The organism is Sphingomonas sp. NFR15 (assembly GCF_900103265.1).
Taxonomy (GTDB): Bacteria; Pseudomonadota; Alphaproteobacteria; order Sphingomonadales; family Sphingomonadaceae; genus Sphingomonas; species Sphingomonas pollutisoli.
In genome coordinates this window covers 265063-286948 of sequence record NZ_FMWX01000001.1, presented here as the reverse complement: position 1 = coordinate 286948, position 21886 = coordinate 265063, and the positions used below count along the sequence as shown (strand labels likewise).

Genomic DNA, 21886 nt, shown 5'->3' with positions numbered 1-21886 from the left:
CGGTTCACCCGAGGCATGTCCTTCGACCGCGCTCAGGACGAACGGTGTTCTCGTCCTGGCAAAGCCGGACGTATCAGCCCCGCAGCGCCACCGCCGCACGCGCCTTGGCTTCGATCTCCGCGGGAGTACCGCCGAGCACCCAGCTTCCGCCGACGCACAGCACCGGATCGAACCCGAGCCATTCGGGCGCGGTCGCCTCGGTGATGCCGCCGGTCGGACAGAAGCTGCACTGGTTGAACGGCGCGGCGAGCGCCTTTAACGCGGGCAGCCCACCCGCCGCCATCGCCGGGAAGAACTTGAAGTGCGTGAGGCCGAGATCGAGCCCGAGCATGATGTCGGCGGCGTTGGCGGTGCCGGGCAGGAACGGTACGCCGCTATCGATGATCGGGCGCGCGAGGCGTTCGGTGAGGCCGGGGGAGACGATGAACTCGGCGCCCGCGTCCATCGCCTGTGCGAACTGGTCGGGGTTGATGACCGTCCCGGCACCGACGATTGCGCCCGGCACCTGCTTCATCTCGCGGATCGCATCGAGCGCGGCGGGGGTGCGCAGCGTCACTTCCAGGACGCGGATGCCGCCGGCGACGAGCGCCTCGGCGACGGGCCGTGCGGTCGCGGCGTCGTCGATCACGATGACCGGGATGACGGGGGCGATCTGCATCAGCTCGCGGACGGTATAGCTCATTGGTGATGCTCCTGGGCAAAGGCGGCCGCGGCACCGAAAAGGCCGGGCTGGGGATGGGTGATGAGCTTGACGGGCAGCGCCTGCATCATCGCGCGGAACCGGCCCTTGGCGGCGAAACGCTCGGCGAACCCCGATCGGACGATATGATCCTTGATGCGCAGTCCCAGCCCGCCGGCGATGACGACGGCTTTCGCGCCCTGGCAGATCGCGCGGTCGCCAGCAGTGGCGCCGAGCGCGAGGCAGAAGCGGTCGAGCGCGGCGAGCGCTAGGCTGTCGCTGCCCTCAAGCGCCATTTGCCAGATCGCCTTGTCGTCGAGCCGCGGCACCGGACGCCCGTCGATCTCGGCGAGCGTCTCGTAGATCGCGACGATGCCGGGGCCGGACACGACTCGCTCCGAGGAGACTCGGCCGTGCAGCGCGCGCAGCCGCTTGAGCAAGGCATCCTCGAAACTGTCGAGCGGCGGGAAGTCGCTGTGGCCGCCTTCGGTTTCCAGCACGTGATAGCCGCGCTTCTCGCGCAACACCTGAGCTACACCGAGGCCCGTGCCGGGGCCGACGATCGAGATGATGCCATGATCGGGGAGCGGCACGTCAGGGCCGGTGATATGCTCGAACATGTCTGGGCCGACCTGCGCAACGGCATGGCCGACCGCGCCGAAATCGTTGACCAGCACGAACTCATCGACTTCGAGCCGCTCCTTCACCAGTCCGCGCCGAATGATCCACGGGTTGTTGGTGAGCTTGATGAGATCGCCATCCACCGGCGAGGCGACCGCGATCGCGGCGGCGCGCGGCATCGGTCGGTCCAGCGTCTTGCCAAACGCCTGCCACGCGGTCTGGAGCGAGGCGTGCTCGGCGGTCTTGAGCGTCACCGGTTCGCCGAGCGAGGCCACGTGACCGCCCTCGACCTCGGCAATGGCAAAGCGGGCATGCGTGCCCCCGATATCGACAGCGACGACCTGCATCATTCCATCCCTGCCAGCACGGCGCACGCGCCCTTTTCCGCCTCGTTGGCGAGGCCACGGAACATACCGAACAGCTCGCGCCCCATCCCCGTCGCCGGCGGCGGTCCCGCGACCGGCACGCGCGCGGCCCATTCGGCGGGATCGACCATCGCGACCAGCTCGTTGGTCTCCGCCGACATCCGCACCACGTCGCCGTCGCGCAGCAAGGCGAGCGGACCGCCGCCGAGCGCCTCGGGCGAACAGTGGATCGCGGCGGGCACCTTGCCGCTCGCGCCCGACATCCGCCCGTCCGTCACCAGCGCGACGCGGTAGCCGCGGTTCTGGAGCACGCCCAGCGTCGGCGTCAGCTTGTGGAGTTCGGGCATGCCGTTGGCGCGCGGGCCCTGGAAGCGCACCACGACCACGACATCGCGGTCGAGCTCGCCGGCCTGGAACGCCGCCTGCACCTCGGCCTGGGTCTGAAAGATCCGGCACGGCGCCTCGATCGTCCAGCGGTCGCGCTCGACCGCCGACACCTTGATGCACCCGCGACCCAGATTACCGGTGAGGATGCGGAACCCGCCTTCGTCCGAGAAGGGAGTCGCGGCCGGGCGCAGGATCGTCTCGTCGCCGCTCGCGCCGGGATCTTCCCAGACGAGACCATCGCCGGCCACGACCGGACGCTTGCCGTAGTCGGTCATGTCGCCGTGGCCGATCGTGAGCAGATCGCGGTGGAGCAATCCGGCGTCGGCGAGTTCGCGGATTACGAACGGCATCCCGCCGGCGTCCTCGAACCCGTTCACGTCGGCCGCGCCGTTGGGATAGACGCGCGCGATCAGCGGTACGCTGCGCGACAGGCGATCGAAATCTTCCCAGTCGATCACGATCCCCGCCGAGGCGGCGATGGCGGGCAGGTGGATCAGATGGTTGGTCGATCCGCCGGTGGCGAGCAGTCCGATCGCGGCGTTGACGATCGCCTTCTCATCGACGCACAGCCCGATCGGGCGATAGTCGTCGCCATCCCAGCCGATCTCGGCGAGCCGGTGGACGGCGGCGCGAGTCAGTTCCTGGCGGAGTTTGGTGCCGGGATTGGCGAAGGCCGCGCCGGGGATGTGGAGACCCATCATCTCCATCATCATCTGGTTCGAATTGGCGGTGCCGTAGAAGGTGCAGGTGCCCTTCGAATGATAGGCGGCGATCTCGGCATCGAGCAGGTCGTCGCGGCCGACCTTGCCCTCGGCGAAGGCTTCGCGCACCGCCGCCTTCTGCTTGTTGGGGATGCCGGTCGGCATCGGGCCGCCGGGGATCAGCACCATCGGCAGATGGCCGAAGCGCAGCGCGCCGATCAGCAGGCCCGGCACGATCTTGTCACAGATGCCGAGCAGCGCCGCGCCTTCGAACAAGCCGTGGCTCAGCGCGATCGCGGTCGAGAGCGCGATCGTGTCGCGGCTGAACAGCGACAGCTCCATCCCGGCATAGCCCTGGGTCACGCCGTCGCACATCGCCGGCACGCCGCCCGCCACCTGCGCGGTCGCGCCCGCCTCGCGCGCCCACACCTTCATCTGCTCGGGATAGCGATAATAGGTCGCATGCGCCGAGAGCATGTCGTTGTACGAGGTGACGATGCCGATATTCATCGCCTTGGCGGTTCGCATCGTGTCGCGATCCTCCTCGGTGCCGGCATAGCCGTGCGCGAGGTTGGCGCAGCTCAGCGCAGGGCGAGCGATATGCTGGTCGCGCTCTCGTCGGATCAGTTCGAGATACGCGTCACGCGTGGGCCTCGAACGACTGATGATCCGGTCGGTAACGGCCGCGATCTCGGGATGGAGCGTCATGGTTTGGTTCCCTTGAGGCGGGTAGGGAGAGGCAGCCCTTATCGCCTTTCGCCTGTGCGAAGGACAAGGGGGAGCTGTCGGTTATACGCTTGTACTGAATACGGCGTTCTTACCCATCCGTTCGCACTGAGCGAAGTCGAAGTGCGTGCCCCAAACGGGCCGCTTGCGACACGTCCTTCGACTTCGCTCAGGACGAACGGGCGTATATCAGATCAGGGCGCCCAGTGGATGTCGGCGGGCAGCTCGGCATCGGCGAGCACGCGTCCGATCGGATAGGTCGAGGCCGGCCCCTGTTTGATCGCGGTCTCGATCACCTTGCGCTTGGCGTCGCCGGTCACCGCGAGCATCAGCGCGCGCGCCGAGGTGATCGCCGACAGGCTGAGCGTTACGCGCGGCACCGGTGCCTCGGCGGGCAGCGGATCGGGCATCACGCCGAGCGCGCGGCGCTCCTTGGGGCCGTTGACCGCCTCGTCGTAATCGGGTCCGGGGAAAATCGACGCGGTGTGCCCGTCGGCGCCGACGCCGAGCAGGCACAGATCGAGCGGCCAGTGCAGATCGCCGAGCCGCGCGTCGGCGGCCTTGCCCGCCGCTTTGTAATCCTTCGCCGCTTCGCTGATGAGCGGGATGACGCGCGCGCCCTTCGGGATGAAGATTTTGCCGATCGCGGTGACGTTCGACAGCGGATCACCCAGCGGCACGATCCGGTCGTCGCCCGGCACGATCGTCACGCGCTTCCAGTCGAGCTTGGTGGCCGCGAGCTTCTCGTAGATCGGCATCGGGGTCTTGCCGCCGGCGAGCGCGATGACGGCACCGCCGCGCGCGTCGATCGCGCTCTCGATGATGAAGGCGATGTCGCCGGCGACGGCAGCGGCCATTTCGGCTGCGTCGTCATAGTCCCACCATTCGACTTCGTCGGTCATGTCTTTGTCCTTAAATCTGAATTCCGTTCGTCCCGAGCGTAGTCGAGGGACAATGCCCGGACTACAGGTGCCTCGACTTTGCTCGGCACGAACGGGGAGGAAATCGGTTCAATCGTCCTGCCAGGTGACCCCGTCGCGCTCGGTGAGCGCGATCGCCGCGCTCGGGCCCCAGCTTCCCGACGGGTAGCTCTTGGGCTTGGTGTCGTTGGCGGTCCAGCCGGCGCGGATCGCGTCGATCCATTCCCATTGCGCCTCGACCTCGTCGCGGCGCACGAACAGCGTCTGATCGCCCTCGATCAGGTCGAGCCACAGCCGCTCGTACGCGATGCGGCGCGGCTTGCCTGCGAAGGCGGCATCGAGGCTGAGGTTGAGCGGCAGTTCGCGCAGCCGGATGCCCTCGCGGTCGAGGCCGGGTTCCTTGGCCATCATGAGGATCTGGATATATTCCTCGGGTTGCAGGCGAATGATCAGTGCGTTGGGCTGGAGCAGTCCGCCACGGTTGCGGAACATCGAGTGCGGCACCGGCTTGAACTGGATCGCGATCTCGCTCCGACGGGTCGCCATGCGCTTGCCGGTACGCAGGTAAAAGGGCACGCCCTGCCAGCGCCAATTGTCGACATGCGCCTTGATCGCGACGAAGGTCTCGGTGGTGGAGGGCTTGCCGAGTTCGTCGATATAGCCCTTGACGATCTCACCCTTGACCGCGCCCGAGCCATATTGGCCGGTGACGGTGTGCGAGGGCACGTCCTCGGGCGCGATCGGGCGCAGCGAGCGGAACACTTTGGCCTTTTCGTCGCGGATCGCGGCGCCGTCGAACTTTGCGGGCGCCTCCATCGCGACGAGCGCGAGCAACTGGAGCATGTGGTTGGCGACCATGTCGCGAAGCGCGCCCGCCCCGTCATAATAGGATGCGCGATCCTCCAGCCCGACCGTCTCGGCGATGGTGATCTGGATGTTGTCGATGCCTTGCGCGTTCCAGATCGGCTCGAAGAACGAATTGCCGAAGCGCAGCGCCATGATGTTCTGGACGGTCTCCTTGCCCAGATAATGGTCGATGCGGAACGTGCGATCCTCGCTGAACGCGGTGGCGACCGTGTCGTTGATCTCGCGGCTGGAGGCGAGATCGTAGCCGAGCGGCTTTTCAAGCCCGATCCGCACCGTCTCGCCGGCGAGGCCGGCCGAGGCGAGGCCCTTGATGACCGGCTCGAACAGCGAAGGCGCGGTCGACAGGAAGATGGCGAGCCCGCCCGACACGTCGCCGACCTTCTCGGCGAGCGTCTTGTAGCCCTCGACGTCCGATGCGTCGTGCGGCTGATAGCCGAGCCGGCGGAGGAAGCTCTTGATCTTGTCGGCGTCCTTGCGGTCGGCGGGCAGGAACTGGTTGAGCGCCTTCTCGGCGAACGCCTGATAGTCCGCGTCATCATGCTCGGCGCGCGCGGTGCCGGTGATGGTCAGCGCCTCCGGGAGCAAGCCGTCGGCGTGCAGCCCGTAGAGCGACGGCAGCAGCATGCGCTGGGCGAGATCGCCCGTCGCCCCGAAAAGCAGAAGCTTGCCGACTGGCTGGCGAGTTCCCGGCATTAAGACGATCTCCCTTGTCCGCGTGGCGAAACGAATCGGTGGCCGCTTAAAGCGTCAGCCCGGCGACCGGGTCTAGCCCCGCCATCAAATTGAGGTTCTGCACGGCGGCGCCGGCGGCGCCCTTGCCGAGATTGTCGAGCGTCGCGATCAGCCGCGCCTGGCCGGTCTCGGCATTGCCGCAGACGCGCAGCGTGAGCCGGTCAGTGCCGGCATCGTCCTCGATCGCGACGGTCGCGGCATCGCCATCGACGACGCGGACGATCGGCGAGGTCTTGTACGCCTCGCGCAACGCGGCCTCGCACGCGGCGAGCGATGGGCGGCGCGGGAAGATGTGGAGCGGCAGCGGCACTTCGACGAGCATGCCGCGATAGGTGTTGACCACCGCGGGGGTGAAGATCGGCGGATGCTCGACGCGCGCGTGCTTCTGCATCTCGCCGACGTGCTTGTGCGCGAGCGCGAGCGCATACGCGCGCGCGGCGGGGGCCTGCGCGCCGCTCTCATACTCGGCGATCATCGCCTTGCCGCCGCCCGAATAGCCCGACAGCGCGTTGACGGTCAGCGGCCAGTCGGCGGGGATGAGGCCCGCGCGGACGAGCGGCCGGACGAGCGCGAGGAAGCCGGTCGGGTAGCAGCCGGGGTTGCTTACGCGAGGCGCGGAGGCGACCGCATCGGCCGCGCCGGGTTCGAGTTCGGGGAAGCCGTAGGTCCAGCCTTCCGCCGTGCGGAACGCGGTCGATGCGTCGATCACGCGGGTGCGATCGTTTTCGATCAGCGACACCGCCTCGCGCGAGGCCGCATCGGGCAGGCACAGGATGACGAAGTCGGCGGCGTTCAGCGCCTCGGCACGCGCTCTGGCGTCCTTGCGGCGTTCGTCGTCGAGGACGATCTGCTCGATATCGGCACGCCCGGCGAGCCGCTCGCGGATTTCCAGCCCGGTCGTGCCGGCCGCGCCGTCGATGAAAACGCGTGTGCTCATGACGAAGCCCTCACCAATGCGGTCTCATCGAGATATCCGACCAGTCCGCAGCCGGGCGCCTTGCCCCAGGCGTTGCCGCCGGCGAGTTCGAACACTTCGAACACGTCGCCGGGCACCAGCCCGGTCCGGACGTCCGAATCGCTCTCGCGCGCCGCGCGGAGCGCGGTCGCGCGGCTGACCACCATCAGCACCGGCGCCGCATAATGCGGCGCGAACACGCGGTCCGCCAGCCGCACGTCGGCGAGATCGCGGCGTACCGCGTTGAAACGGGGATCAATCTCGACCGAGTGCCCCAGCAGCGCGAAGCTCCGGCGTGGGGCTGCGGCGGGGTGTTGGCTGCTCTGTATCGCCGATAAACTGGCCGAACTCTTCAAGAAAATCTGCCCCCTCGGACGTTTGCGCGATGAAGATATTGCGCTTGTCGGTATCGTCGCGCTGGCGCCGCAGATAGCCGAGGGACCCAAGTCTATTCAAGGCGCGCGTGACGACCGGCTTGGAAACGTTCAGAACGCGCGCCAGCCCGCGCACCGTATGCGGCCCGGGCGTGAGATATACGAACAGGAGAAGCGCCATCTGCCGGTTGGTGAGATCGGGCTCGCCCGACCTGACATAATCGACCAGCGCTTGCATCCAGCTATCGAGCGAACGATTGAACACAGAGGCCACGGCGAGTCTTTCTGTTAAGCAACTCGACATCCCGCGGTCCGGGATGCTCGCGAGTTGTAACGATCCGCATTCGCTCTGGTTTCAGACCGCTCCCGAAATGTCCTGCGCCGGCGCCACGGCGGTTGATCGACGGTGATTGCGCGCCTATGTGCGCCGCTTGAATTTCCCCGCAGGGTAGCCCGATTTCATGCTGTTCCAGTTCCTCCTCGTCGTTCACGCCATCATCGCCGCCATGCTGGTGGGGGTGATTCTCGTGCAGAAGTCCGAAGGCGGCGGTCTGGGCATGGGGGGCAGCCCGTCCGGGCTGATGTCGGCGCGCGGCGCGGCGGACTTCCTCACCCGCGCGACGACGGTGCTGGCGACGCTGTTCGTGGCGCTCAGCATCGGCCTCGCCGTGCTGGCGGCGCGCGGCCACACCGCCAAGATCGACACGACGCTGGCGACGGGCAAGCCGGCGGCACCGGCGGCGCAATTGCCGGTACCCCAGGCGCCGGCCGATGACGCGGCGCCCTTCTCCTCGGCGGCCAAGCAGGCGATCGGCAATGACGCCGCGCCGGCGGGCAACAACAGCGTTCCGCTCGCCCGGTAAGCGGAACCGCATCGCGCGGGGGCCGGCGGCTCCCGCTTTTCTTTGATGGTCGCCGGAGTCGCGCGCTTGTCGCGCCACGGCGTTTGACGTTAGGCGTTTCCTCCCATGGCGCGGTTCATTTTCATCACCGGCGGCGTGGTTTCCTCGCTCGGCAAGGGTCTCATGGCGGCGAGCCTCGCCGCATTGCTGCAAGCGCGCGGCTATCGCGTGCGAATCCGCAAGTTCGATCCGTATCTGAACGTCGATCCCGGCACGATGTCGCCCTATCAGCACGGCGAAGTCTATGTGACAGACGACGGTGCCGAGACCGATCTCGATCTGGGCCATTATGAACGTTTCACCGGCGTCGCCTCGCGCCAGTCGGATAACGTCACCTCGGGCCGGATCTATCAGCAGATCATCACGCGCGAACGGCGCGGCGATTATCTCGGCGCGACGGTGCAGGTGATCCCGCACGTCACCGATGCGATCAAGGAGTTCGCGCAGGCCGAGACCGACGATCTCGATTTCGTGCTCTGCGAGATCGGCGGCACGGTTGGCGATATCGAATCGCTGCCGTTCATCGAGGCGCTGCGCCAGCTCAAGAACGATCTAGGGCGCGGCAATTCGATCAGCATCCATGTGACCTTGGTGCCGTACATCGCCGCGGCGGGCGAGTTGAAGACCAAGCCGACCCAGCATTCGGTGCGCGAACTCGCTGCTCTCGGCGTCCAGCCCGACGTCCTGGTGTGCCGCTGCGAACAGCCGCTGCCCGAGAGCGACCGTGCCAAGATCGCGTTGTTCTGCAACGTGCCCAAGGAGGCCGTGATCCCGGCGCTCGACGCGAGGAGCATCTACGCCGTGCCGGTGCAATATCACGAGGAGGGGCTGGACAGCGCGGTCCTCAACGCCTTCGGGATCGCGCCCGGCGCCGCGCCCGATCTGTCGCGCTGGACCGATATCATGGACCGGCTCACCAACCCGGAGGGGGAGGTGACGATCGGCGTGGTTGGCAAATATGTCGGCCTCCAGGACGCGTACAAGTCGCTCAACGAGGCGCTGGTGCATGGCGGCATCGCCAATCGCGTCAAGGTCAACGTCCAGTGGATCGACGCCGAACTGTTCGAGGCTGCGGACAGCGACATCGCCGCCAAGCTCGAACCGATGCACGCGATCCTCGTTCCCGGCGCGTTCGGGTCGCGCGGTGCCGAGGGCAAGATCGCCAGCGTCCGCTTCGCGCGCGAGCGGCGCGTGCCGTATCTCGGCATCTGCTTCGGCATGCAGATGGCCTGCGTGGAAGGCGCGCGCGATCTCGCCGGCATCGCCGAGGCGAGTTCGACCGAATTCGGCCCGACCAGCGAGCCGGTCGTCGGCATGATCACCGAATGGATGAGCGAAGCCGGTATCGAGAAGCGCGAGGAAGGCGGCGATCTCGGCGGGACGATGCGGCTCGGCGCATATGAGGCCAAGCTCGACGGCAACAGCGTCGTCGCCTCGATTTACGGCAGCGAGTCGATCTCCGAGCGCCATCGCCACCGCTACGAGGTCAACACCGCCTACCGCGAGGCGCTGGAAAAGGGCGGGCTCGTGTTCAGCGGCATGTCGCCCGACGGGATGCTTCCCGAGATCGTCGAGCGGCCCGACCATCCATGGTTCGTAGGCGTGCAGTTCCACCCGGAACTGAAGAGCAAGCCGTTCGATCCGCATCCGTTGTTCAAGAGCTTCATCGAAGCGGCGGTGCGGCAGAGCCGCCTGGTCTGAGGTCCGTGGAAGCGCGCGCTGGCCGAGGCCCGCGTCGCGTGATCGGGCCTTCGCCCGTGCGGCCGCCGATGCCCCTGACGGGCGATCAGCCGATCCGCTCGAACGTCACGCTGCGCTTGTCGACGTCGACCGTGCTCAACCGCACCCGCACCGCATCGCCGGGGGCGACGCCCGTCGCGGGCACCCGCACCACCACCGGCGCCTCGCACAACTGGATGCGCGCGCCCCGATCATTGGCATCGGTGACGACCGCGTCGAAGCGCTCGCCGATATCGCTCGACAGCATCACCGCCTCGGCCAGATCGATTACCGCACGGTCGATGTCGCCGCCGCGCGCTTCGGCCTTGGCCATCACCTTGGGCAATGTCTCGAACGCGGCGGCGACGGTATCCGGCACCGGCCGGCCGTTGGCGATGGCGAGGGTCGCCTCCACCACATAGCGATCCGCCAGGCGGCGCAGCGGCGCGGTGACGTGGGCGTAGGTCGCCGCCATCGCCGCATGCCAAGGCTTCACCCCGTCGCGATATGGTGTGTAGCTCGCGCCCTGACCGGCGCGGCGGATCGCGAGCATGAACGCCGCCTCGTGCGGATCGGCGGCATCCAGCGTGCGCGCGTAATCGTCGAGCGATTGCGCATCGGGCCAATAGAGCCGGTAAGCGCGCGCGGTGTTGCGGAGCCGGGCGATGGCGCGTGCGTCGGGCACGGCCATCACGCGGAACAGCCCCGTATGGTGCGAGACCAACGTATCGGCGACGGCCATGTTGGTGGCGAGCGAGAGCGCGGCGTTTTGGTCCTCGGCGGCGAGGCGCGGACGGAAGGCGAGTTGGTATGCGCCGCCGCCGGCCGCGCTCACTTCCTGGTCTGGCGGATCGCCACGAGCGGCGCCCCGCGCGGTCTCGGCGGCCGCGATCCGGCGCGACAGTTCGGTGAAGCCTGTTGGCAGGTCGGCTTCGCTCACGCTGTCATAGGCGAGTTTGGCACGGCTGCGGATCAGTGCGCGCTCGGCACCGTCGAGCGTGACCGCGCCATCGCCCGCGACGCGTACCGTGAAGATCACCGCGGGGCGTGGGCCGTCCGGCAGCAGGCTCGCGGCACCCTGGCTCAGAACCGGCGGATACAGCGGGGCCTTGCCATCGGGCAGGTACAGGGTCTCGCCACGCCGCCACGCCTCGGTATCGATCGGATCGCCGTCGCCGACGAACCAGGCGACATCGGCGATCGCATAGCGCAACAGCAGGTCGCCCCCCGCCGTCTGGATCGAGAACGCCTGGTCGAGATCGGTCGAACTCGCGGGATCGAGCGTGACGAACGGTTCGGCGGTGCGATCGAGATGCTCGGCGGGCGTGCGCCGCGCGGCGGCTTCGGCGGCGGCCAGTACCTCGGGCGGGAAGCTCTCGGGCACCTGATATTGCGTGCGGATGGCGAGCAGCCCGCGCGCGAGCGCGTGTCCGGGGTCGATGAGCGTCTTCATTCCCATCCGCTACACGCGATCGAACGCGCGGAAAAGGCATGCAAAAAGGGCGCCCGGAACGATCCGGGCGCCCTCCTGCGGCGCTCTCGATGGGGGAGGGGGGCGAGAGCGCCCGGCCGCGCGTTACGCGGCCTGTGCTTCGTTGGCCGACGCGTTCTCGACAGCGGCGAGGGGGGTGCCGGTCTTGATCGCGATGGTCTTGGGCTTGGCCGCTTCCGGCACTTCGCGGACGAGGTCGATCACGAGCAGGCCATCGGTGAGGCGGGCATCATCGACGCGCACGAAATCGGCGAGTTCGAAGCGGCGCTCGAAGCTGCGATTGGCGATGCCGAGATGCAGGAAGGTGTTCTGGCCTTCCTTCTCATCCTTCTTGCCCTTCACCTGCAGCAGATTCTGCTGGGCGACGATCTCGATCTCGTCACGGCTGAAGCCGGCGACGGCGAGGGTGATCCGGTAGCGGTCGTCGGCGACGCGCTCCAGGTTGAACGGAGGATAATTGTCCGCCGCCTGCTGGCGCGCGCTGGCTTCGAGCATGTCGAAGAGCCGGTCGAAACCAATCGCGGAACGGCGGAAGGGGGTGAAATCGAACTGACGCATGTGCATGCCTCCTGTGAGCGAATGAACGGTGCTGAAGAGTGCCCGCACACGGCGCGGCACCCGGTTTCGTGCGGCCCGGTCGGCGCCGCACGCCGCAGATTTGGGGCGTTCGGTTTCGCGTTCAAGAGCCTTTGATGTGGATTTTTGCGTGGGCCGCGAAGCCAAACTTTAGCGGTGTGAAGAACGAACGGGATGAAATCCTAGTGCGACGGTGGGTATTGAAGGGCGACTCGAATAAGAAAGTCTCAAGGGGGATATGATGTTCGCTCATCTCACGTCGATTTTGCTGGCTTCGTCGGCCGCTGTGCCCGAGGCGCCGGCCGCGCAGCCGTCTCCCGCGCAGGCCCAGGCGCAGTCCGGCGGCGATGGCGACGTGGTGGTGACGGCGCGCCGCCGCGAGGAGCGCGCGCAGGACGTGCCGATCGCGATGTCGGTGATCGGCAGCGACCAGATCGACCGGACCGGCGCGTTCAACGTCAACCGCCTCCAGCAGCAACAACCCGCGCTGCAATTCTATTCGAGCAACCCGCGCAACTCGTCGATCAACATCCGCGGTCTCGGCACGCCGTTCGGCCTCACCAACGACGGGATCGAGCAGGGCGTCGGCTTCTATCTCGACGGCGTTTACGTCGGCCGGGTCGGCGCCTCGACCTTCGATTTCGTTGATGTCGACCGGGTCGAGGTGTTGCGCGGCCCGCAGGGCACGCTCTACGGCAAGAACACCACCGCCGGCGCGGTCAACATCACGACGCGCGCGCCGAGCTTCACGCCCGACGCCCGCTTCGAGGTGAGCGGCGGCGATTATGCCTATTGGCAGGCCAAGGCTTCGGTGTCGGACAAGGTGGTCGGCGATACGCTGGCGGCGCGTCTGTCGGCCTCCGTCACCAAGCGCGGCGGCACGATCTACGATCGCACCAGCAACCAGTATCTGCAGAAGCTCGACAATTTCAGCGTGCGTGGCCAGTTGCTGTGGAAGCCGCGCAACGACATGGATTTCCGCCTGACCGGTGACTTCAACTTCCAAAACCCGTTGTGCTGCGTGCAATATTACGCGCGGCTCGCGCCGACGCAGCGCGCCACCAATCGCCAGTACACCGCGCTCGCTGCGGCGCTCGGCTACGCACCGCCGAGCACCAACGCGTTCGACCGCGTGACCGATCTCGACGCGAGCATCAATTCGAAGCAGGAAATGGGCGGCGCCTCGCTGGTCGGCAATTGGGATATCGGCCCGGCGACGATCACCTCGGTCTCGGCGTGGCGCTATTGGGACTGGAAACCGGCGAACGACCGCGATTACGTCGGCTTGCCGATCACCACCGTTTCGCAGAACCCGTCGCAGCAGAAGCAATGGTCGCAGGAACTGCGGATCGCCTCGAACGGCAAGAACACGCTCGATTACACGGCGGGCGTGTTCTACTTCCATCAGACGATCAACACGCAAGGATCGCAGGTGCAGGGAAGCGCGGCGAGCCGCTGGCTTCTGTCGGGCACGGACGCGTCGAACCCGAATGTGCTCAACGGCTTGACCTCGACCAACACGATCAACTTTAAGAATGACAGCTTCGCGGTGTTCGGCAAGCTCAATTGGCAGCCCGTTTCCGGGCTCCATCTCGCACCCGGTCTGCGCGTGAATTACGACAAGAAATCCGGCTATTACGACTCGGTGGTGAGCATCCACAACAGCCAGTACGACTTTGTTGCGACCGCCGACAATGTCGCGACGATGCTCAACTCGAAGACCGGCGCAGCGCGGACGACCTTCGCCAACCAGATCAACACGCTCGCGCCCCAGCGTTACAGCCCGCGGTTCAGCGCGTGGAACGTGTCGGGCGATTTCACGCTCTCCTACGATGTGACGGCGGATGTCCACGCTTATGCGACCTATGCGCGCAGCTTCAAATCGGGCGGCATCAACCTGTCGGGCCTGCCGCTGGATACGACCAACACCATCGCCGATCTGACCAAGCAAACGGTGAAGCCCGAGAGCGAGGATCATTTCGAGATCGGGCTCAAGACGCAGTTCCTCGATCGCAAGCTGACGCTCAACCTCGCCGGCTTCTGGACCGACGTGCATGATTATCAGGCGACGGTGAACAACGGCCAGACCACGGTGATCCGGGGCTATCTCGCCAACGCGGGGCTGGTGCGGGTGCGCGGCGCCGAGTTCGATGCATCGTATCGGCCGAGCGCACGCGTCAATCTCTACACCAACGGCGCCTATACCGACGCCAAGTATCTGCGCTTCACCAACGCGCCCTGCGCGCCCGAACTGGCCGGCGGCAACCCGGCGCTGAACGGCGCCACGCCAGAACCGGCGGGCACGCCGGGCCTCAGCCCGCTGACGTGCGACATCTCGGGGACGGTGCTGCCGGGCATCTCGAAATGGTCGTTCTCGTTCGGCGGTGAGGTCAACGTGCCGGTCGGCAACGGTCAGGTCTATGCCGGCTATGACGGCAGCTATCGCTCGCGTTTCTCGTCCAACCCGTCGGTGTCGCGCTACATGTGGATCGACGGCTATTCGCTGTCGAACTTCCGGCTCGGCTACCGGCAGGACAGCTTCAACGTGTTCGGCTGGGTGCGCAACGCGTTCAACCAGAACTATTATGAGCTGCTGTCGGCGCAATCGGGCAGCACGGGCCTGATCGTCGGCCAGCCGGGCGATCCGCGCACGATCGGCGCTACCATCTCCAAGTCGTTCTAAGGGTGTGGGGCGGCGGGGCATCGCTCCGCCGCCGGACATATCGCGGACATATCGGCTTGCTTATTGGCGAGCGGGTGGAAGGGGCTGCCGCGGCCGGCGGCAAAGCCGCCGTCGGTCGGGCTCGCTAAAGCGACCCGCCGACCGGTTCAGGCGATGCGAGCTTTGCCCGCAGCGGCGCGCGAGCGCGCCTCTGCCTGAACGCCAAACGCCCGGGCCGTTTCCAGCCCGAGCGCCTGCGTGACGATCGCTCGTCAGCCCCCAAATCGTCTCCGCCCACACGCCTTTTGGCGGGACTGGAAACTCTCCCCGAACCACGGCCATTGCCTGTGTCTCAGTGATTGTGTTGCTAGGGCGACAACCCCTTTTTGTCACCGTTATAGTGACACGGTTGCGGCGATTGCGGCGGGGCTGTGGCGTATGCGCAACAGGGTATGCAGGTTGCCAGCGGCGCACGCGCGACCTAGAGCGGCGATGACTTACCTCCCGGGGGCCGGGCAGACACCGCATATGATCCTTTCCCGTTACGAACGCATGATCGCCAAGCGCTATTTGCTGCCGGGGCGTGGCGAAGCGTTCATCTTCCTCGTCGCCGGCATCAGCCTGGTCGCGGTGATGCTCGGCGTCGCCGCGCTCATCATCGTGATGAGCGTGATGAACGGCTTCCGCGCCGAGCTGTTCGACAAGATCGTCGGGCTCAACGGCCATGCCGTGATCCAGGGGATCGGCAACGATCTGCCCGACTGGCGCAATATCGCCAAGATCACCATCAAGACGCCGGGCGTAACCAGTGCGGTGCCGCTGATCGAGCAGCCGCTCGCCGTGACCTATTCGGGCCGCTCCGAGGGCATCCTGGTGCGCGGCATGCGCGTGGAGGATATCCGCTCGAACGCGACGATCGGCAGCAAGGTCGTGATGGGGTCGCTCGACAGCATCACCGCCGGCAGCGGCCGCGTCGCGATCGGCAGCCGGCTCGCCGAGGCGCTGGGCGCGCAGGTCGGCAGCCAGATTTCGATCTTCAACCCGCTCGGGCAATCGACCCCGTTCGGCACGGTACCGCGCGTAGTCAGCTACACGGTCGGCGCGATCTTCGAAGTCGGCGTGTACGATTACGACATCAAATACATCATCATGCCGATCGAGGACGCGCAGACCTTGCTGCTGATGGGCGATTCGGTCGGCATGATCGAGGTCAACACGGTCAATCCGGACCGCGTCAACGCGATCCTCAAGCCGGTCGAGAACCAGATCGCGGGCCGCGCCGTCATCACCACCTGGCAGCAGATGAACGCGCAGCTCTTCCAGGCGCTCGCGGTCGAGCGGGTGGCGATGTTCACGGTGCTGTCGATCATCATCCTCGTCGCGGTGTTCAACATCCTGTCCTCGCTCATCATGCTCGTGCGCGCCAAGACGCGCGACATCGCGATCCTGAGGACGATGGGCGCGTCGCGGTTCGGGCTGATGAAGATCTTCATGGTGGTCGGCACGACGATCGGTGCGCTCGGCGTGGTGGCCGGTCTGGCGCTGGGGTTCGTGTTCCTGTTCTTCCGCCAGTCGATCGTCGATTTCGTGCAGTTGGTGACCGGGCAGAACCTGTGGGATCCCTCGATCCGCTTCCTGACCGAATTGCCCTCCAAGACCGATCCGGTCGAGGTCACCGGCATCGCGGTGATGGCGCTGGTGTTCAGCTTCCTCGCCACCTTGTACCCCGCGTTCAAAGCGGCGAGTACCGATCCCGTGCAGGTGTTGCGTTATGAGTGAACCGGTTCTCGCCGTCAGCGGCCTCGCGCGCAGCTTCGAACAGGGCGGGGTGCGGATCGACGTTCTGCGCGGTGTCGAAATGACCGTCGGGCAGGGCGAGATCGTCGCGCTGCTCGGCCCATCGGGATCGGGCAAGTCGACCTTGTTGCAGGCGGTCGGCTTGCTCGAAGGCGGGTTCGAAGGATCGATCCGCATCGCCGGCGCCGAAGCCGCCGAACTCGATTCGGACGGGCGCACGCGCGTCCGGCGCGAATCGCTCGGTTTCGTCTATCAGTTCCACCATTTGCTGCCCGATTTCAGCGCGGCCGAGAATGTCGTGCTGCCGCAGATGATCCGCGGCGCCGACCGCGCCGCCGCCGATGCGCGCGCCGAGGCGCTGCTCACCGCGCTCGGGCTCGGCCACCGGCTGACGCACCGGCCCAGCCAATTGTCGGGCGGCGAGCAGCAACGTGTCGCGGTGGCGCGCGCGCTCGCCAATCGGCCGGCGCTCGTCCTCGCTGACGAGCCGACCGGCAATCTCGATGAAGCCACGGCGGATGTCGTGCTGGCCGAATTCCTCCGGCTGGTGCGCGGCGAAGGCTCGGCGGCGCTGGTCGCGACGCATAATGAGCGGCTCGCGCAGAAGATGGACCGCGTGGTGCGCCTTCACGAAGGCACGCTCGGATGAGCCTGTGGCGCTCGGTGCCGACGCTCAAGGGCCAGCACGTCACGCTGCGGCCGCTGACCCGTGATGACGGCCCGGCGCTGGTCGAGGTCGCCCGCACCGATGGGCTGTGGGATCTGTTCTACGCGAGCGTCGCCAAGCTCAAGAATGTCGATGCCTTCATGGGCGAGACCTTCGCCGAGCAGGATTATGGCCGGGTGATCCCGTTCGCGGTGCTAGCCGGGGGCCGGGTGGTCGGCACGACGCGCTATTTGCGCGTGGCCGAGAAGCACCGGCGGCTCGAGATTGGCGGCACCTTTTACGCGACCGCCGTCCAGCGGACCGGCGTCAACACCGAGGCGAAGTTGCTGCTGCTGGGCCATGCTTTCGATGTGCTCGGCTGCCAGTGCGTGCAGATCCGCACGGATACGCTCAACAAGCGCAGCCAGGCGGCGATCGAACGGCTGGGCGCCAAACGCGACGGCGTGCTGCGCGGGCATCAGATCATGGCGGACGGGCGGCTGCGCGATTCGGTGGTCTATTCGATCCTCGACCGTGAATGGCCGGGCGTGCGCCAGAACCTGGAATATCTGCTGGCGAGGCATGCGAGATGACCGCGATCACCGATTTCGTCGTGACGGCATCGAGCGGCGCGCGGGCTGACCTGTCGGTCTATGCCGGCGAGGTGCTGTTGATCGTGAACACCGCCTCGAAATGCGGCTTCACCCCGCAATATGAGGGGCTGGAGGAACTCTATCAGCGCTACGCCGCGCGCGGCTTCACGGTGCTGGCGTTCCCCTGCAACCAGTTCGGCGCGCAGGAGCCGGGTGACGCCGCCGAAATCGCGACCTTCTGCTCGCTGACCTATGACGTGACCTTCCCGGTCTTCGCCAAGATCGACGTGAACGGTCCCGCCGCCGATCCGCTGTTCACCGCGCTGAAGGCGGCGGCGCCGGGGCTGCTCGGCACCAAATCGATCAAGTGGAACTTCACGAAGTTCCTCGTCGATCGCAGCGGCAAGGCGGTCGCGCGTTTCGGGCCGAGAACGGTGCCCGAGGCGATCGCGGCGGATATCGAGCGGCTGCTGTAAGGACGTTCGTCACCCCAGCGCACGCTGGGGTCTCGCGCCGCTTTCGCGACCCGCCTGATCCGGGCGGCGCCCCGCTTGGCGGGCGTTCCGCGCTTCACGACGAGATGCCAGCGTGCGCTGGCACGACGCGTGGGGCCGCGGATGCGCCCGATCCGCCACATGACGGTTTCGCGAATCGCGTGAGGCGCGCATAGACGGGCGATGGCCCATTCCGCGTTCGTTCCGCTTCGTATCTTCTCGTGTTTCACCATGCTCGACGGCGCGATCGATCCCAAGGCGATCGCCAAGCGCGCGCAGGAACTGGGCTTTCCCGCCGCCGCGCTGACCGATCGCAATGGCCTCTATGCGGCGATGGCCTATTCCGACGCCGCGAGGAAAGCCGGCGTGCAGCCGGTGATCGGCACGATGCTCGGGCTGGCCCGGCCCGACATGCCCGACGGCGTCGAGCCGGTGCTCGACTGGCTGGCGCTCTACGCGCAGGACGAGACCGGCTATCGCAACCTGTGCGAACTGGTGTCGCAGGCGCATCTGGACCGGCCGCTCGAACACGCGCCGCATGTGTCGTTCCAGACGCTGGCCAAGCACACGGACGGGCTGATCGCGCTCACCGCCGGGCGGGAAGGGGGGCTCACGCGGCTGTTCGCCGAAGATCAGCCGGCGCGCGCGCGCGCCTATGCCGATCGCTTGCAGGCGCTGTTCCCCGATCGGCTGTATATCGAACTGACGCGGCGGCTCGATCCGATCGAGGGCAAGGCGGAAGCGCCGCTCGTCGATCTCGCCTATGACCGCAATCTGCCGCTGGTCGCGACCAATCCCTGCTGTTTCGCCGAGGCCGATTTCGTCGAGGCGCATGATGCGATGCTGTGCATCGCCAGCTCGTCGTATCTCGCCAGCGAGGATCGCCCGCGCAGCTCGCCCGATGCCTGGATGAAGCCGGCGGACGAGATGCGGACCTTGTTCGCCGATCTGCCCGAGGCGATCGCCAACACGCTCGTCGTCGCGCAGCGGTGCGCGGTGGCGGCGCCTTATCGCAAGCCGATCCTGCCGAGCCTCGCGGGCGACCGCGAGGGCGAGGCGGAGGCGCTGCGGGTCACCTCGCGCGCGGGGCTGGAGGCGCGGCTCGCCAAGGCGAAGATCACCGACCCGGCGCTGCGCGACACCTATGCGAAGCGGCTCGAGTTCGAGCTCGACGTCATCATCTCGATGGGCTTCCCCGGCTATTTCCTGATCGTCGGCGACTTCATCAAATGGGCTAAGGATCACGACATTCCGGTCGGGCCGGGGCGCGGATCGGGCGCGGGCTCGGTGGTGGCGTGGGCGCTGACCATCACCGATCTCGATCCGATCAAGCTCGGGCTGCTGTTCGAGCGCTTCCTCAACCCGGAACGCGTGTCGATGCCCGACTTCGACATCGACTTCTGCGAAACCCGGCGTGGCGAGGTGATCCGCTACGTGCAGGAGAAATACGGCCGCGATCAGGTCGCGCAGATCATCACCTTCGGGAAGCTCAAGGCGCGCGCGGTGCTCAAGGACACCGGCCGCGTGCTCCAGATGAGCTACGGCCAGGTCGATCGGCTCGCCAAGCTGGTGCCAAACCTGCCCGCGGACCCGTGGACGCTCGACCGCGCGCTCAACGGCGTCTCCGAACTCGCCGCGGAGTATAAAGGCGATGCGGGCGTCAAGCATCTGCTCGATCTCGCGATGAAGCTGGAAGGCTTGCCCCGCCATTCCTCCACCCACGCCGCCGGCGTGGTGATCGGCGATCGGCCGCTCGCCGAACTCGTGCCGCTCTACCGCGATCCGCGCTCGGACATGCCGGTCACCCAATTCGACATGAAATATGTCGAGGGCGCGGGGCTCGTGAAGTTCGACTTCCTCGGCCTCAAGACGCTGTCGGTGTTGCAGAAGGCGGTGCAGATGCTCGCCGATCGCGGCGTTTCGATCGACCTGTCGGCGCTCGAATGGGATGACGAGGGCGTCTACAAATTGCTCCAGAAGGGCGACACGGTCGGCGTGTTCCAGCTCGAATCGGAAGGGATGCGGCGCACGCTGGCGGCGGTGAAGCCGTCCAACTTCGGCGACATCATCGCGCTCGTCTCGTTGTACCGGCCCGGGCCGATGGACAACATCCCGAGCTTCGGCCGCCGCAAGAACGGTCAGGAGCCGATCGAATATCCGCACGCGCTGCTCGAACCGATCCTCGCCGAGACTTATGGCATCTTCGTCTATCAGGAACAGGTGATGCAGGCGACGCAGATCCTCGCCGGCTATTCGCTGGGGGGCGCCGATCTGCTGCGCCGCGCGATGGGCAAGAAGATCAAGGCGGAGATGGACGCGCAGCGCGCCATCTTCGTGAAGGGCTGCGCCGAGCACAACCAGATCCCCGCCGCCAAGGCGAACGAGCTGTTCGACTTGATCGACAAGTTCGCCGGCTACGGCTTCAACAAGTCGCACGCGGCGGCCTATGCGTTGCTCGCCTATCAGACGGCGTGGCTCAAGGCGCATCATCCGCACGAATTCTTCGCCGCCTCGATGTGCTACGACATGGCGCTCACCGACAAGCTGAGCATCTTCGTGGACGATATGCGGCGGCTGGGCGTCGCGATCCTGCCGCCCGACATCAACCGCAGCGAGGCCGAGTTCTCGGTCGAGGACGTGGGAGACGGTCTGGCGGTGCGCTACGCGCTCGGCGCGCTCAAGAGCGTCGGCGAGGCGGCGATGGAGAAGCTCGTCGCCGAACGCGAGGCCAATGGCAAGTTCGCCACGCTCGACGATCTCGCGCACCGCGTCGATCCGCGCCTGCTCAACAAGCGCCAGTTGGAGACGCTGGCCGGCGCGGGCGCGTTCGATGCGTTCACCCCCAATCGCGCCGGCATCCACGCCGCCGCCGAGACGATCCTCGCGACGGCTTCGCGTGTGCAATCGATGCGCGCGAGCGGGCAGGGTGGGCTGTTCGGCGGCGTTGATGCCGCCGAGCCGCCAATCCGCCTGCCCAACGCGCACTGGCCGCTCGCCGAGCGGATGGAGGCGGAGAAGGAGGCGTTCGGCTTCTATTTCTCGGCACACCCGGTCGACCGCCACGGCCATCTCGCGCGGATGCACGGCGCGCGCAGCTATGCGACGCTGGGTGAACTCGACATCCCCGACGACGGCAAATCGCGCGCCGGCGCGATGATGGCGGTGCTGGTCGAGGACGCGCGCTGGCGTACTTCGGCACGCGGGCGGCGCTATCTGATGGCGACGCTCTCCGATCCATCCGGGCAGTTCATCGCGACCTGTTTCGACGATGCCGTCGCGGCCGATCTGGAGGAAGCCGCGCGCGAGGGTGCGTGCGGTCTTTTGACGGTGGAGCTCGACCGGCGGCCCGGCGAGGAGACGCCACGCGTCTCGGTCAAACGGTTGCAGCGGTTCGATTCGCTGGCGACCGCCGCGCGCTTCATGCTCGACCTCACGGTCGAGACCCCGGCGGCGATGCAGACGCTCGCCGGCGTGCTCGCGGACCATCGCGGCGCGCGCGGTGAGGTGTGGGCGAAGGCGGCGATGCCCGAGGGCGGCTTCGCGCGGCTGCTGCTCGGGCGTGACTTCCTGCTCGATCAGGAACTTGCGACGCGGATCGAGGGACTACCGGGGATCAGCGGCGTCGTGCTGAAGACGTCGGAAGCGCGGCTGGCGCTCGTCGGGTAGCCCGCTCGGCGG

At 66.9% G+C, this 21886-nt stretch carries 18 protein-coding genes; 8 read left to right on the top strand and 10 right to left on the bottom strand.

Annotated elements, in window-relative coordinates; genetic code table 11:
* Positions 1–73: 73 nt before the first annotated feature.
* From eda to BLS81_RS01230, 8 genes are all read right to left on the bottom strand, one after another.
* Positions 74–682: a bifunctional 4-hydroxy-2-oxoglutarate aldolase/2-dehydro-3-deoxy-phosphogluconate aldolase gene (gene eda, locus BLS81_RS01265; RefSeq protein WP_093219721.1), complete on the bottom strand. Its 609-nt coding sequence runs from the start codon at positions 680–682 to the stop codon at positions 74–76.
* Positions 679–1647: a glucokinase gene (locus tag BLS81_RS01260; protein ID WP_093221674.1), complete on the bottom strand. Its 969-nt coding sequence runs from the start codon at positions 1645–1647 to the stop codon at positions 679–681. Before BLS81_RS01260 ends, eda begins: the two co-directional genes overlap by 4 nt.
* Positions 1647–3461 carry a phosphogluconate dehydratase gene (gene edd / locus BLS81_RS01255; RefSeq protein ID WP_093219719.1) on the bottom strand — a complete coding sequence of 605 codons (1815 nt, stop codon included), beginning with the start codon at positions 3459–3461 and terminating at the stop codon, positions 1647–1649. Before edd ends, BLS81_RS01260 begins: the two co-directional genes overlap by 1 nt.
* Positions 3462–3673: 212 nt before the next feature.
* On the bottom strand, positions 3674–4381 hold the full coding sequence (gene pgl, locus BLS81_RS01250) for a 6-phosphogluconolactonase (protein ID WP_093219716.1): 708 nt from the start codon (positions 4379–4381) through the stop codon (positions 3674–3676).
* 108 nt (positions 4382–4489) lie between these two features.
* A complete protein-coding gene (gene zwf, locus BLS81_RS01245; RefSeq protein WP_093219714.1) occupies positions 4490–5959 on the bottom strand; it encodes a glucose-6-phosphate dehydrogenase in 1470 nt (489 codons plus the stop codon).
* Positions 5960–6005: 46 nt separating this feature from the next.
* Entirely contained in the window at positions 6006–6935 is a 930-nt protein-coding gene (gene argC / locus BLS81_RS01240; protein WP_093219711.1) for an N-acetyl-gamma-glutamyl-phosphate reductase, read from the bottom strand.
* Positions 6932–7171 (bottom strand): SH3 domain-containing protein, encoded by a 240-nt coding sequence (locus BLS81_RS01235; protein ID WP_256326015.1) that lies wholly within the window; start codon positions 7169–7171, stop codon positions 6932–6934. The genes argC and BLS81_RS01235 overlap by 4 nt, the downstream gene beginning before the upstream one ends.
* A 37-nt stretch (positions 7172–7208) precedes the next feature.
* Complete coding sequence (locus tag BLS81_RS01230) at positions 7209–7565, bottom strand: MarR family transcriptional regulator (protein ID WP_093221669.1); 357 nt, start codon at positions 7563–7565, stop codon at positions 7209–7211.
* 226 nt (positions 7566–7791) lie between these two features.
* Here BLS81_RS01230 and secG point away from each other — a divergent pair, with 226 nt between their 5' ends.
* Together secG and BLS81_RS01220 are read left to right on the top strand one after the other, a co-directional pair.
* Positions 7792–8190, top strand: coding sequence for a preprotein translocase subunit SecG (gene secG / locus BLS81_RS01225; protein WP_093221666.1), 399 nt, complete (start codon positions 7792–7794; stop codon positions 8188–8190).
* 105 nt (positions 8191–8295) lie between these two features.
* Positions 8296–9930, top strand: a complete 1635-nt coding sequence (locus tag BLS81_RS01220; RefSeq protein ID WP_093219709.1) for a CTP synthase — start codon at positions 8296–8298, stop codon at positions 9928–9930.
* A gap of 85 nt (positions 9931–10015) precedes the next feature.
* Here BLS81_RS01220 and BLS81_RS01215 read toward each other — a convergent pair whose 3' ends face one another.
* Both BLS81_RS01215 and BLS81_RS01210 read right to left on the bottom strand, forming a co-directional pair.
* Positions 10016–11401, bottom strand: coding sequence for an RNB domain-containing ribonuclease (locus BLS81_RS01215; RefSeq protein ID WP_093219706.1), 1386 nt, complete (start codon positions 11399–11401; stop codon positions 10016–10018).
* A 123-nt stretch (positions 11402–11524) separates the two neighbouring features.
* Positions 11525–11998, bottom strand: coding sequence for an Hsp20 family protein (locus BLS81_RS01210; RefSeq protein ID WP_093221664.1), 474 nt, complete (start codon positions 11996–11998; stop codon positions 11525–11527).
* A gap of 259 nt (positions 11999–12257) precedes the next feature.
* Between BLS81_RS01210 and BLS81_RS01205 the strand changes: the two genes are divergently transcribed.
* The 6 genes from BLS81_RS01205 (at position 12258) to dnaE (ending at position 21874) form a co-directional block, all read left to right on the top strand.
* On the top strand, positions 12258–14699 hold the full coding sequence (locus BLS81_RS01205) for a TonB-dependent receptor (RefSeq protein ID WP_093219703.1): 2442 nt from the start codon (positions 12258–12260) through the stop codon (positions 14697–14699).
* Between the two features lie 507 nt (positions 14700–15206).
* Positions 15207–16457, top strand: a complete 1251-nt coding sequence (locus tag BLS81_RS01200) for a lipoprotein-releasing ABC transporter permease subunit (RefSeq protein ID WP_093219701.1) — start codon at positions 15207–15209, stop codon at positions 16455–16457.
* The gene (locus tag BLS81_RS01195) at positions 16450–17124 is read left to right on the top strand and encodes an ABC transporter ATP-binding protein (protein WP_093219698.1); all 675 of its coding nucleotides are present in this window, start codon (positions 16450–16452) and stop codon (positions 17122–17124) included. The genes BLS81_RS01200 and BLS81_RS01195 overlap by 8 nt, the downstream gene beginning before the upstream one ends.
* Positions 17121–17714 carry a GNAT family N-acetyltransferase gene (locus tag BLS81_RS01190; RefSeq protein WP_093219697.1) on the top strand — a complete coding sequence of 198 codons (594 nt, stop codon included), beginning with the start codon at positions 17121–17123 and terminating at the stop codon, positions 17712–17714. Before BLS81_RS01195 ends, BLS81_RS01190 begins: the two co-directional genes overlap by 4 nt.
* Positions 17711–18190 (top strand): glutathione peroxidase, encoded by a 480-nt coding sequence (locus BLS81_RS01185; protein WP_093219694.1) that lies wholly within the window; start codon positions 17711–17713, stop codon positions 18188–18190. The genes BLS81_RS01190 and BLS81_RS01185 overlap by 4 nt, the downstream gene beginning before the upstream one ends.
* A 201-nt stretch (positions 18191–18391) precedes the next feature.
* Positions 18392–21874: a DNA polymerase III subunit alpha gene (gene dnaE, locus BLS81_RS01180; protein ID WP_093219692.1), complete on the top strand. Its 3483-nt coding sequence runs from the start codon at positions 18392–18394 to the stop codon at positions 21872–21874.
* Positions 21875–21886: the final 12 nt, after the last annotated feature.